Source organism: Methanocalculus sp. MC3 (genome assembly GCF_054767395.1).
Genome location: NZ_BAABMP010000001.1, coordinates 74276 through 87384, shown reverse-complemented (window position 1 = coordinate 87384; position 13109 = coordinate 74276). Strand labels below are relative to the sequence as shown.

13 protein-coding genes are annotated in these 13109 nt (G+C 52.6%); 4 read left to right on the top strand and 9 right to left on the bottom strand.

Going from position 1 to position 13109, the window contains the following annotated elements; all coding sequences use genetic code 11:
* The first annotated feature begins 33 nt into the window (after window positions 1–33).
* From thsA to ACYUBO_RS00415, 3 genes are all read left to right on the top strand, one after another.
* A complete protein-coding gene (thsA, locus tag ACYUBO_RS00425; protein ID WP_460371521.1) occupies window positions 34–1698 on the top strand; it encodes a thermosome subunit alpha in 1665 nt (554 codons plus the stop codon).
* Between the two features lie 94 nt (window positions 1699–1792).
* Window positions 1793–2179, top strand: a complete 387-nt coding sequence (locus ACYUBO_RS00420; protein WP_300332889.1) for a hypothetical protein — start codon at window positions 1793–1795, stop codon at window positions 2177–2179.
* 45 nt (window positions 2180–2224) lie between these two features.
* Window positions 2225–3850 carry a bifunctional metallophosphatase/5'-nucleotidase gene (locus tag ACYUBO_RS00415; protein ID WP_460371519.1) on the top strand — a complete coding sequence of 542 codons (1626 nt, stop codon included), beginning with the start codon at window positions 2225–2227 and terminating at the stop codon, window positions 3848–3850.
* A gap of 79 nt (window positions 3851–3929) precedes the next feature.
* Here the strand turns inward: ACYUBO_RS00415 and ACYUBO_RS00410 are convergent, their stop codons facing one another.
* Window positions 3930–4136 carry a hypothetical protein gene (locus ACYUBO_RS00410; RefSeq protein WP_460371517.1) on the bottom strand — a complete coding sequence of 69 codons (207 nt, stop codon included), beginning with the start codon at window positions 4134–4136 and terminating at the stop codon, window positions 3930–3932.
* Window positions 4137–4207: 71 nt separating this feature from the next.
* Window positions 4208–4738 carry a hypothetical protein gene (locus ACYUBO_RS00405; protein WP_460371515.1) on the bottom strand — a complete coding sequence of 177 codons (531 nt, stop codon included), beginning with the start codon at window positions 4736–4738 and terminating at the stop codon, window positions 4208–4210.
* A gap of 231 nt (window positions 4739–4969) precedes the next feature.
* Here ACYUBO_RS00405 and ACYUBO_RS00400 point away from each other — a divergent pair, with 231 nt between their 5' ends.
* Complete coding sequence (locus ACYUBO_RS00400; RefSeq protein ID WP_460371514.1) at window positions 4970–6883, top strand: methyl-accepting chemotaxis protein; 1914 nt, start codon at window positions 4970–4972, stop codon at window positions 6881–6883.
* Window positions 6884–6911: 28 nt separating this feature from the next.
* Here the strand turns inward: ACYUBO_RS00400 and ACYUBO_RS00395 are convergent, their stop codons facing one another.
* The 7 genes from ACYUBO_RS00395 to ACYUBO_RS00365 form a co-directional block, all read right to left on the bottom strand.
* Window positions 6912–7085 (bottom strand): hypothetical protein, encoded by a 174-nt coding sequence (locus ACYUBO_RS00395; RefSeq protein WP_460371512.1) that lies wholly within the window; start codon window positions 7083–7085, stop codon window positions 6912–6914.
* A gap of 33 nt (window positions 7086–7118) precedes the next feature.
* Entirely contained in the window at window positions 7119–8828 is a 1710-nt protein-coding gene (locus ACYUBO_RS00390) for a formylmethanofuran dehydrogenase subunit A (RefSeq protein WP_460371510.1), read from the bottom strand.
* 6 nt (window positions 8829–8834) lie between these two features.
* Window positions 8835–10148 (bottom strand): formylmethanofuran dehydrogenase subunit B, encoded by a 1314-nt coding sequence (locus tag ACYUBO_RS00385; RefSeq protein WP_460371508.1) that lies wholly within the window; start codon window positions 10146–10148, stop codon window positions 8835–8837.
* Between the two features lie 189 nt (window positions 10149–10337).
* Complete coding sequence (locus ACYUBO_RS00380) at window positions 10338–10583, bottom strand: 4Fe-4S binding protein (RefSeq protein WP_292734690.1); 246 nt, start codon at window positions 10581–10583, stop codon at window positions 10338–10340.
* Complete coding sequence (locus ACYUBO_RS00375; RefSeq protein ID WP_300332358.1) at window positions 10580–11107, bottom strand: 2-oxoacid:acceptor oxidoreductase family protein; 528 nt, start codon at window positions 11105–11107, stop codon at window positions 10580–10582. Before ACYUBO_RS00375 ends, ACYUBO_RS00380 begins: the two co-directional genes overlap by 4 nt.
* Complete coding sequence (locus tag ACYUBO_RS00370; protein WP_460371506.1) at window positions 11107–12216, bottom strand: transketolase C-terminal domain-containing protein; 1110 nt, start codon at window positions 12214–12216, stop codon at window positions 11107–11109. The genes ACYUBO_RS00375 and ACYUBO_RS00370 overlap by 1 nt, the downstream gene beginning before the upstream one ends.
* Window positions 12210–13091, bottom strand: a complete 882-nt coding sequence (locus ACYUBO_RS00365; RefSeq protein WP_300332354.1) for a thiamine pyrophosphate-dependent enzyme — start codon at window positions 13089–13091, stop codon at window positions 12210–12212. Before ACYUBO_RS00365 ends, ACYUBO_RS00370 begins: the two co-directional genes overlap by 7 nt.
* Window positions 13092–13109: the final 18 nt, after the last annotated feature.

The window sequence follows — 13109 nt, the reverse complement described above, 5'->3', positions numbered from 1 at the left end:
AGCAACTTTATCAACAAACACTGGTGATATTACATGTCAGCACAACTTGGAGGACAACCGATTCTCATTCTAAAAGAAGGCAGTTCCCGGACACGGGGACGCGATGCACAGGGTATGAACATTGCAGCTGCAAAAGCAGTGGCATCAGCCGTCCGGACAACCCTCGGGCCAAAAGGCATGGACAAGATGCTCGTCGATACCATCGGCGATGTCGTCATCACCAATGACGGTGTCACCATCCTCAAAGAGATGGATATCGAGCACCCCGCTGCCAAGATGATGGTCGAGATCGCAAAGACCCAGGATGACGAAGTCGGTGACGGAACCACCACAGCAGTCGTCGTCGGCGGCGAACTCTTAAAGAAGGCAGAGGATCTTCTTGAGCAGGATGTCCACCCGACAGTCATCGCTCAGGGATATCGTCAGGCAGCAAATAAGGCACAGGAGATCTTACGGGATATCGCCTTTGACATCCAGCCGGGCGACACAGCCATCCTTACCAAGATCGCCGAGACCGCAATGACCGGAAAGGGCGCAGAATCTTCAAAAGAGAAACTCTGTGAACTCATTGTAAAGGCAATCACCATGGTCACCGATGAGGACGGAACCGTCGATACCGAGAACGTCAAGATCGAGAAGAAGGTCGGCGGCTCAATCGACGACTCCGAGATCATCGAAGGCATGATCATTGACAAGGAACGTGTCCACTCAGGCATGCCAAAGCTCGTCAAAGATGCTAAAGTGCTCCTTTTAAACGCAGCAATCGAATTCAAGAAGACCGAAGTCGACGCTGAGATCAGCATTACAAGCCCCGATCAGCTCCAGATGTTCCTTGATGAAGAAGAGAAGATGATCAAGACGATCGTCAACAAGGTCATCGCATCCGGTGCAAACGTTGTCTTCTGCCAGAAGGGTATCGACGACATTGCCCAGCACTACCTTGCAAAGGCAGGTATCTTCGCAGTCCGCCGTGTCAAGAAATCCGACATGGAGAAGCTTGCACGTGCAACCGGTGCAGCCCTCGTCTCATCCATTGATGCAATCTCAACCGAAGAGCTCGGTAAAGCCGGCAAGATTGAAGAGCGCAAGGTCTCAGGCGAAGAGATGATCTTTGTTGAAGAGTGCTACAATCCAAAAGCAGTCTCGATCATCATCAAAGGCGGAACCGACCATGTCGTCGACGAGCTTGAGCGTGCAATCGAAGATGCACTCCGCGTTGTCGGTGTCGTCGTCGAGGACAAGAAGGTTGTCGCAGGCGGCGGCGCTCCTGAGATTGAACTCTCACTCCGCCTCCGTGAATACGCATCCAGCGTTGGTGGCCGTGCACAGCTCGCAATCGAAGCATTTGCAAGCGCACTTGAGATCATCCCAAGAACCCTCGCAGAGAACGCAGGACTTGACCCAATCGACATGCTCGTCGACCTCCGTGCAGCTCACGAGCAGGGCAAAAAGACCTTCGGCCTCGATGTCTTCGCAGCAAAAGCAGCAGACATGAAGGCAGCAGGCGTTGTCGAGCCTCTCCGTGTCAAGACCCAGGCAATCTCCTCAGCAGCAGAAGTTGCAGTCATGATCCTCAGGATCGATGACGTCATCGCCTCGTCCGGAAAGGGCGGCGGAATGCCAAGCGAGGAAGAGATGGCTGCAATGGGCGGCATGGGTGGAATGGGCGGCATGGGCGGAATGCCCGGCATGATGTAAGATCCCAACTACAACCCCTTTTTAAACAGGATATCATATGACCCTCCTTTCGGGAGGGGTACTTTTTTCTTCTTGTGCGTCTTCAATCTCTTTTATGAAGACCGGATTCATCTATACCAAATATAAGACAGATTGTTACCATTGTCATGCAGACGCCGATCAGGTGATCAAAGTGGTGCCCCAGCAGGCACAGGTGATCTGCTCGAACTGCGGCGCAACGAGGGTCTTCATCCCCCGCATCCATGAGGTGGGTTCAAGCGGATCATTCACCCCGATATCCTGTTATGATGTCTGGAACCTTGAGCCGACAGCAGAGTGCAGAAACTGCCATATAACTGGAACCCATGACCTCTTTGTCGGGTGCAACCATTTCACAGTCCGGTGCAGGAACTGCGGGTTCACCCAGTTTTACAAGTTCAATCTCCAGTATATCGGCAAATGCGACATCGAAGAGGATATCTGCGATCCGGTGATCAGATAGCCGGTACCCCGCATCCCCTTTGTTTGAATAAGAAGAAAACCTGCCATGATGTCCAAACGTTATACCCTGCTCATCGCTGCTGTCATTATTGGAATGATACTCTTCGCAGCACTTTCCTTTCCCCAGCCTGTGCAGGAGAGAGAGATACACCTTGCGATCCTTACAACCTCTGATCTCCAGAGCAGAATCTTTCCGCCCGGGATCATCGAAGGAGTAGAAAGTCCGGGTCTGTCAGCTATCGCTGAAACTGCCAACAGAATACGAGCCGAAGAGGATTATTCCCTCCTCCTGTCAAGCGGGGACGACCTGATAGGCGCCCCCTATTCTCTCTTTCATGGAGAGCCGGAATATCGCGGCATGACAAGAGCAGGGTATGATGCAGTCTGCCCCGGAAACCATGAGTTTGGGTTTGGAGAGAGCGGATATGCCAGAGCTGCCGGTTATGCAGGGTTTCCTATCGTCTCGGCTAACATGATCGTTACAAATGAAACCCTGAGCCATATCATCAAGCCATGGGCAATCATCGGGCAGGATGAGCTTAAAATAGGCATATTCGGCCTGATGACACCAAAACTATGTTCAATAGCTCCAACCGGCCCAGGCATCACCGTCACCGATCCTTGTGTGGCAGCAGAAGAGGCGGTCCGATCCCTTCGGAATGCTGATGTTGACGTTATCATCTGCCTCTCCCATATGGGAGAAGCGGAAGATACGCGTCTTGCAGAGAATGTTGCCGGGATTCATGCAATCATCGGGGGTCATGATCATATCGTTCTCCAGAAAGAGGTGCGGGATCCGGATAACCGGATTGTTCCTATCGTCCAGGCCGGCCAATATGGAGATGACCTCGGGATACTCAGGCTGACACTCAGCTACAGGGAGGTGATCAACTGGAGTTTTGAGGTTATCAAACCGGAAGGGGAAGACGCAGCCGTCTCTGCAGTACTTGCACCCTTCATCACTGCTTATGAGGAAGAGATGAAGAAGCCGGTCGGGGAGATCAGCTTCCCGCTCGATACCCGGAAGATGATCGTCAGGGGAGGCGAAGCCGAAGTTGGAGATCTCATCACCGATGCATGGCGGGACTGGTTCCCTGAGGCAGATATTGCGTTTATAAATGGAGGGTCGATCCGGGGCGACCGGGTCTTTTCTCCAGGTCCGGTATCCTGGGGGATGATGCAGGAGATCCTCCCATTTGGTAGCGAACTCGTCCTCGTGCAGATGACGGGAAGAGAGATCAGGGATTCACTTGAGATCTCGGCATCGGCACTCAGGATTTCAGGGGATGAAATATTTCCCGGTGAACGTCCGCCAACCGGAGGATTCCTCCAGGTATCTGGTATACGGTTCACCATCGATACGGAGGGGGATCCCTTTACCGGAAGGTACGAGGGGAAGAGTCTGGCAGAGCTCATGACTCCCGGCAGACGAGTGAGCAGAATCGAAGTATTGGAGGCCAGAGGGTGGGAAGAAATGAAGGAGGACCAGTGTTACACTGTCGTTGTCAATAGCTGGCTTGCATCAGGCGGCGATGGGCATTATGCTATTGCAGAGGCGGCAGGATCGGAGTATGTGGGAACAACTGTCCGGGATATCGACCCGGTCATTGTATCTGTCAAGTGGGAACAGGTAGAGAGGACTGGTTGGGGTGGAAGAATTCAGATCAAATAGAAAGGAGAAGAAGCTGATTTGACCCTTCGGTCGATTATATTAAGATTATTGAGGAGGGGTAGGGGGAAGAGAATCCGGATCAGAAACCACTCAGTCTGAGAACCATGCCAAGGGTAATTCCGGTTATTGAAACGGTGATTGTCATGAGTCCAAGGACAAAAAGGTTCATCACAGCTTCTGAAGAAACCGGAAAGTCTGTCTGGTTCATCATAAGCCTCCGCACCCTCCTTGAAGGCCGTACCTCAGCAGTTATCACAGGTTTGGCTGGTTTTATTCGGATTGTCATGACTTCACCTCCAGATGAGTATGAGAGTATACTAGTCCTGAACATATTTGATTGTTTTGTTCATACCAAAATCAATATATTTTCTCTATGATTGCTCCATAATTGTATGGATATTTCAGATCCAGGCGTCCCTGGGATGATTCAACCGGCAGTTCTGCTGTGACCTTTTTAACATTCATCGGATACATCGTTGCTTTCCGGACTTTATACGGAATACCGGATTCCCTCACCTCTGCCTGTGTCTGTGGGAGGTATCCTTCAGGAAGATCCATCAGGTTGTACGCAAAGAATGTCACATACATCTCAATGCCCGGACCTGTTGTCACCCCCATGGTATTGGTCTTGTCAAGTGTCACTGTGACAAGGAGATTCGTCCCCTGCTCCTGGGAAGTGAGAGCAGCAGTCATCCCGTAGATATCCTTTCCTTTGACGATATATGGCTCTGGAATGACTGGGGAGGGTGCCGGATGCACCGGTTCCGTTTGAGGGGTTACAACCGGAGCGGGCAATGGCTGGGAAACAGGTGATTCAGACTGGATACACCCTGCAGTACAGAGAATAGCGATTAAGAGAAGAGTACACCACAGAGAAAGACGGAACATACAGAACCCTTCTACTATCAGATACTTAATCCTTGTTGAGAATCGGGAGGAGAGGACACTCTCTACCCAATGAACAAGAGAATCTATTTTTTCTAAGGTTTCTTTCTGGAGAGAGAAAGATACATTTATTGCATCTCAGATAAAAAACCACAGTTATTAGCAAGTGCTTAGGCTATTCGAAATAATTGAACCATCATTACTTGAGAATAGCAGAGGAGTTGGAGAGAACACATGACAATACCAGACCCAAACGATATTTTTCGTCAGGTCCTTGAAGCAACCCAGGATTGGGAATTCCTGCTGGGACCAGACGGGACCTTTTTATATGTATCGCCTTCCTGCCAGCGGATCACTGGTTATTCCCCTGAAGATTTTCGAAAAGAAAAGGATCTTTTCCGCAGGATCATCAAATCCGAGGATTTTGATTCCGTGAAAGCTGCCCTTGCAGTCCGGGAACGAGAGGAGAAGGAAGTAAAGTTCAGGATCAAGCATAAGAACGGAAGCGAACACTGGGTATCGCTTCTCTGCACGATTGCGAAGGATAAAGATGGAAGGCAACTTGGAACCCGATGCAGTGCACGCGATATGACGCTTGAGATCAACCGGAAGATGAAACAGGATACCTTTGTGGTTACAGAAGTCACCCGGTTAGTCGCAAACCTCAAAAAAGCCGCAAGGGGGGACACCTCATTCAATCTTCAATCCGCTCATTTTGACGAAGATACAAAAAATTTTGCCTCTTTAATCTCCAAACTCGATAAAAGCCTTGCCACCCTGAAGGAGTCGCTTGATCACCTGATGGGAGATGCAAAGATGATGATGCATGGTCTGACCGAGGGTAACTTTGAGATCCGCGCAGACCCGGAGCGGCATGAGGGAGAGTTTAAAGAATGCATGCTTGGAATAAACGGCATGCTCGATGCGGTCACAAAACCCGTTCACGAAGCAATGCGTGTATGCGGGGCATTCGCTCAGGCAGACTTCTCTGCGACATTCGATACAAATATCCAGATGAAAGGTGAGTGGGAAGAGTTCAGGAAATCCCTTGACAGGATGGGGAGGGTCTTAAATAATACTGTCAAGGAGATCACCCGTGTCGCCAGCGCATTTGCTGACGGCGACTTCACCGCCCATATCGATGATAAGCTCAATGTCCGCGGGGATCTCATTGCCGTGAAGACTGCCTTAAACAAAGTCTCAGCAGATGTCTCACACCTCATTGCAGGATCAAACCGGCTGATGGAGGCGATGGTGGAAGCAGCAAACGAAGCCGAGACGAGCATCGACGAAGTCTCCACCGGCACCCAGCAGATCGCCCGTAGCACCGGGAACGTAAGCGGCCATATCGAGAAGGCAACCCATTCAGCCCAGCAGGTTCTTCAGGCGATGGAAGATCTCTCTGCTGCCGTCCAGGAGGTTACCGCAAGTGCAGAATCTGTTGCCGGACTCTCACGAAACGCTGATGAGCAGTCTCAGGAAGGAACAAAGGTTGCCAGGCGGGCAGATGCAGGCATGGCCGAGATCACCACCGCAACCGCCGAGATCGATGGGATCATCAGGGATATCAACACCCAGATGGTCGAGATCGGAAAGATCGTCGGCGTCATCTCGGATCTGGCAAACCAGACAAATCTGCTCGCGCTCAATGCAGCAATCGAGGCCGCCCGTGCCGGAGATGCAGGGCGCGGCTTTGCGGTTGTTGCAGCTGAAGTCAAAGCCCTTGCAACAGAATCACGATCCTCTGCCGAGCATATCACCGAGATGATCGGCAATCTCAGGGCCGGGGCTGAAAAAGCTTCGTCTGCGATGAAAACTGCAAATACTGTCGTCAGGGATGGATCAGATCAGATGCAGCAGACGATTCTTGCTTTCAATGAGATCGTCGACTCGGTCGGAAAGATCTCACGAAGCATCGAAGAGGTTGCAAGTGCAACTGAAGAGCAGGCAGCCACTGTTGAGGAGATCACCGCAAGCATCCACGAAGTTGCCGCCCTGATGGAGAGGACAGCACACGAGGCAGGAGATACTGCAGCCGGTACCGAAGAGGTATCGGCAAGTATCGATGAGGTCGCCAGTATGGTGACACGGGTCACCGAGATCTCCCAGGAGACCCTTGAAGCAAATCGGAAATTCAGGGTAGCCTGAATAACCAACCTCTCCTTTTTCTCGAGTATTATTCACGTAGTTCTTCTGACAACTCCACCAGCATCTCCTGCATCAGGAGCATCCGCTGCACCGGAATAGTGCAGCATGCCGGGGAGAGAACAACCCGTTCCCGAACACTCCGGGAGGGGAGAATTCCCTCATCCTCAAGCTTAAAAGCGAGATCCATCTCACTCGGTATCATACATTCAGATGCCATCATCATTCTCCACCCACCTCAGACAGTAGCATCGATCTCAAAGACGAACGGGTTTGGCACATAGTGGTGTGCATACACCTCGTAGTTCTTCTGGGAGACCGTGTAGAACTTGTTGAACTTCAGGGCGATATCACGCTCGACCTGCGTGTTCTCATTCGTCTTCACATCCACCCAGAGCGTTCTCTTGTTCCCGTTGGAAACGATCTCGCCGTCATTGATGATCAGCTCGCCCTGCTTGAAGAGGAACGCAGCCTTACCAAATGCCGTCTCGATTGCTTCGGGATCAGACGCAGTCTCGGGGTTGTAATCGTAGACCGCGACATCGCCGCAGAGGCCGGGTGTCAGTGACCCATACATATGGGAGAGACCCAGTGCCTTTGCCGTTCCTGCACGGGTCATCATCGCGATCTCATACAGCGAGAGTTCGCGATCCATCGTGCTCAGGCCGGTTCTGTCACGAACCTTGTCCTCGTTCTTCATCCCGGCAAACATCTCGTCACGGGCCTTTGCGCTCATCAGCCATTTCATCACGCGGGGATACCGGGTGAAGGGACCTGCATTCGGATGATCAGTTGTCATGTGGTATCGCATGTGATCCTTTGCAAGGAGCGCGATCTCAAGACCGATTGCCCACTGGATACCGCAGACAAAGACATCGGGGCTGTACACATATGGCACAACACCGGAGCCCGTCTCGAGCTCGACATCGACATTTGCCCATTTCAGGTGGTTCAGTTCACAGAGATGGTGTTCGAACGGACCGTCGGCGGTCATCGTCGTCGTCTCATCCAGTGTTACAAACCCGATATCACAGGTGATGTTCTTCTGGGAATTGACGTAATCCGCGATCTTGTCGGCACGGGACTCGAAATCGCCCCAGGTGGTGCCGCCATACGAGTGGAACTGGATATGGGTATGGTGGAGCACCTGTTCACGGCCAAAGTTGTTCTTCGCCGAAATCCCCTCGGCAAGCTTCAGGGTATCAAGGGTGGTCTCGTAATTCCCGGGGTTGCCGAGATTGTTGCTGTGCACATGCATGCTGTGCGGCAGCCTGAGGTATTCGTTTGCCTCGATTAACCCTTTCACAATCTCAGCAGGAGTGATATCGAAGTAGGGTACCGGGTCATGGACACTTGTACAGTTCAGACCCCAGCCCCAGGCTTCGGTACCGCCGGGGTTGACGCATTTAATCGCAAAACCCTTCGTCATCCGAAGCAGCCATGCGATATATGCCGCAGTGTTCTCGGCTTCGCCGTTTTTGAGGTATTCAAGGACAAACCAGTTGTTCCCAAACACCGGGTACGCACCCTGGTCGATGATCGGGGTATCCCGCATCTCTTCATGGGTATGTTTTGCATAGAACGGGGGCATCGCCGCTTCCATGACGGTGGTATACCCCATATCCGCATACTTGTACCCGGTCTTGAAGACGGTCGGTACCGAGAACCCGCCGGACATCCGCTTGACGCCCTTGCCGGGTTCATAGGTTGCCTGTCTCTTGTCTTCAGGACGGAAGTTCCGGCCGACATTCACCTTCGGTCCGGCAACATGGGCGTGGATATCCACGCCACCAGCCATCACGGTCTTCCCGGCAGCATCGATCACCTTTGCTGAAGCGCCGACACTCTCGACAATCTTGCCGTCTTTGATGGCGATATCTTTCTTGTCTCCGTTGATTCCCAGGACCGGGTCGAAGACAAAACCGTTTTTGATAAGGTATTCTGCCATTGTGGTCTACACTCCCTTGCATTTCCTGACTTCAGCGAGCACCATCTCGAGGAACTCCTGGTCGGTGAGCATGCCTTCCGGCGGATCAACAACCTTCCTCGACTCGATCGGGACATTGTCCATACGATAACAGCAGCCGCCAACCTCGACACCGACAAAGGCGACCGGGACATGGAGTTTGCAGACCGCGGTCGTCGGGGTGAGGTGGGGGTCGATTGCAACTGAGGGCAGCTCTGAAATCTTCTTCACCGAGCTGATCGGGAAGTGTGCGCCGGGATCTGAGCCGAGCACAAAGACCGCGTCAACCTCGTCTCTCATCAGCAGATCATTTGAACTGGTCTCGCCAGGGTTATACCGGGCAATACCGCGTGACAGATCAACACAGAACGGGAACCCGTACTGCCAGCCGAGCACTTCGCCGGAGCCGGTAACATTGTAGTGGCCCCGCATCGGCATGATGGCGGCTTTTGTGTAGTCGTTTAAGTCACGGGTGACTGCGATCGCGATATCGATGTTGTGGTTCTTGCCAAGTGACTGTGTTACACCCATCCCGAAGTAGATGATCACAAACCGGCCGCTCTTTAAGAGATCGGCTGCTTCGTAGATCTGGTCTTTTGGGATGCCTGCAACAACATCGGGCAGTTTCTCGCCACGGAACGCGACCCGGAGTGCCGAGAGGAGTTCGTAATCGCGGCCCTGCTCAAGCTGGAGATGGACATCGGCAAGCGATGCGGTATCGGTCTTCCTCGGGTCGATAACAACAACTTTCCTGCTCTTTGACCCTTTCCCGGTGAAGAATCCACGGGGATAGACCGAGTATCTCGACATGTGCCGGGGGTGGGCGTGTGCCGGGTTGCATCCCCAGAAGACGACACGGTCGGCACGGTTCATTGCCTCGCCGAGGGTGCATGAGGGGATCCCGACATCCTGGACGGCGATGAGCGAACTGCCGTGGCAGACGGTTGCGGTGTTGTCGACGATACCGCCGACAGCTTCTGCAACCGAATGGCCGACACTCTGCGCTTCGCAGGAGGTCGATGACCATCCATACATCAGGGGTTTCTTCGCTTCACAGAGGATCTTTGCGGTATATTTTGCCGCTTCCTCATAGGAGACCTCTTTGGTGGTTCCATCTTCCTGCATCATCCGGGGCCGGGTGATCCGGTCCTCGGCCTGCGAGTGGAGGAACTTCTCTGCACCGATTGCGCAGGCATGATAGACCTCGAGGATCTTCTTGCCGTCGTCACTCAGCTCAACCTCAAGGTCGTCACAGAGTGTCCCGCAGAAGGGGCATATTACATCTGATACGATATTTGCCATACTCTAAACCTCGCATTTTATTCCGCGCCCAAAAAAAGAAGAGAGCAGGGGGCGTATGCGCCGATACCCTCCGGGAACACGGCATGAAATGTGTTCGTGTTTGAACGAACTATACGTTTATAGACGAACCAATACTATATATATTTTCTCAAGGGAACATTTTAGGGGAAAAAAGAGGAGGGAGAGAGATTACCGCTCTTCCCGTTCCATTTTAATTGCTTTTTTGGGGCATTCCTGAGCACAGATCCCGCATCCCTTGCAATAGTCGAGGTCTATCTCATGATCTTCATTGATACAGCCATCAGGGCAGTACATGGCACAGAGTCCACATGCATTGCATGCTTCACGGTCGACCACCGGACGGAACGTCCGCCAGGAACCGGTCTTTCCGGCAGCCCCCTCTGTTGGCCGGCTCATTGCAACAGGATCGGTCATAGAATCAGCTCCTTATAGGCAGCCTCTGCCGCTTTCACATTCCGCTCATCTGCAAACATATCACGGATGGCAGCTTCCGCCGATTCCCGGGAGATAACACCCATCTTCGCAAGTGCTCCAAGAACCGGGGTATTTAAAATGGGGCTCCCGGATACGATGAGATCGACTGAGAGTGCAATACCCGTGAGATCGATGGTGAGGACATTGACACCGGGGAGATCAATCGGATGGGGGCTGTTGATCAACACCGTTCCATTCTCCAAAATTCCCAAAAGAACATCAACGGTATCCATGATGCTTGCATCAAGGACAACAATGAGATTCGGGGACCGGATCTGTGAGTAGATTTTTATCGGCTCCTCATCAATCCTGACAAACGAGGTGACCGGCGCACCCCTCCGCTCAGCACCATAGAAGGGAGCGGCTGTTGCATGCTTCTTATCGAGGAAGGCAGCCATCGCAAGGAGCCGGGCGGCAGTCACACCACCCTGCCCGCCACGGGAATGGATCCTGATCTCAAACATCAGGCATCAACCCCAAACCAGTATTCTTCATTCATACGGCGATTCCTGACAAACTCAGCGATATCATCATAGGTGACCTCCTGGCCGCCAAGCCCTGCAACCACCGAGAAGATCGAGGCATCGCGGTACCGGGATTTGATCGAGTCGGTGAGCACACCGCCGAACCCAAACGAGTATCCCCGGTCAAGGACGACGAGATCGCGGTCCCTGATATCGAGCTCTGGGAAGGGCCTGAACCAGCGGATCCGCATTGATCCTGCTTTGACGCCTTCTTTCCTGAGGATATCGACTGCAACCTCTGCCTCTTTTCCGAGTGTTCCCATCGAGACGATCAGGATATCCGCATCATCGCAGAGATATTCGTCAGTAGGACCGTATTTCCGTCCGAATCTCTTTGCAAACTCTTCTTCTGCATCCCTGATCACAGAAGGCGAATGTCTCATTGCCCGTTCAATCTCCCACCGGAACTTGAAGTGATCATTTGGTCCGGTGAGTGTGCCGTACCCTGTGGGATTCTCTATATCAATTTTATGGGGAAGCACCATCGGAGGGATGTAGTCTCCTATCTCCACCGTCTCAAGAGACTGCATAATATGCGAGAGGACAAAACCATCCAGATTTACCATCACCGGCAGCAGGATGCCGGTGTCTTCTGCAATCCGAAATGCCATCAATGTGGTATCATATGCTTCCTGGACAGTTGAAACAAAGAACTGGAGCCATCCGGTATCCCGCTGGGAGAAGGCATCGGTATGTTCCGCCCAGACATTCCATCCCGGACCGAGGGCACGGTTGACATTCGCCATCACGATCGGAAGGCGGGCCCCGGCTGCCCAGTGGAGCATCTCGTGCATGTAGAGGAGACCATGAGAACTCGTCGCCGTGAAGGTACGGACACCCGTGATTGAAGCACCGATACAGGCAGTCATCGCCGAGTGTTCGCTCTCAACCGGGATATACCGTGCATCCATCTCACCAGCAGTGACGTATTCTGCGATCTGCTCAACGATCTCCGTCTGCGGGGTGATCGGGTATGCCGCAACCACTGCGGGTTTTGCCTCTTTAACAGCCGCAGCCACCGCTTTGTTTCCAGTTGCTACCGTCAGCATTCTCCTGCCTCCTCTTTTGCGAGCTGTGCAAGGTTCTTCTCAATCGCCTGCTCCAGCTCATTGACTGCCGAATCGGAGATTCCCTTGAAGCGCCCCTGTACAGAAAGGTAATCCCTGAGTGGGGCCCGTTTCTTCATTGCACCCTTTGAGGGGGAGCTGATTCTGAGTTCGCCATATTTTCTCTCCCAGAGTACCCAGGAGCCGGTCTTCACCGCAAGCTTTCCAACAGTCACCGACATATCAGATGCAATCCGCCATCCGGGGGGGCATGGAGCAAGAATATGAATAAACGATGGACCGGGAGTGGCAAGTGCTGTCTTCACCTTCTCATAAAGATCCTTTGGATATGCAGGGGTCGCGGTCGCCTGGTACGGAATATTGTGGGCAGCGACGATCCTGTCGAGATCCTTCTTCGCATCGGTCTTGCCGCCGGGTGTCGTTGTCGTCCTTGCGCCCATCGGGGTTGCACCAGAACGCTGCATGCCGGTGTTTCCATATGCCTCGTTATCATAGCAGATATACAGGAAATCTGTCCCCCGTTCAAGGGCACCGGAGAGAGCCTGGATCCCGATATCAACGGTACCGCCATCACCGGCATAGACTATGACGTTGGTCTTCTTCCCCATGCTCGCAAATGCCTCGCTCATCCCTGACGCACATGCTGCTGCCGCTGCAAAGGCAATATTGTATACAGGAATATTAAATGCGGTATTGGGATAAATTCCCTGCAGAATACTGGTACAGCATGCAGGAACAACCAGCACCGTATCCGGTCCTGCCGCCTTCAGCACATACCGGAGAGATAATGATGATGTACATCCGGCACATGCTGTCGTGCATTTTTCAAGGTACTCTTCCTTTGGTATCTCAGCCATCCGAATCAGTTAATAATC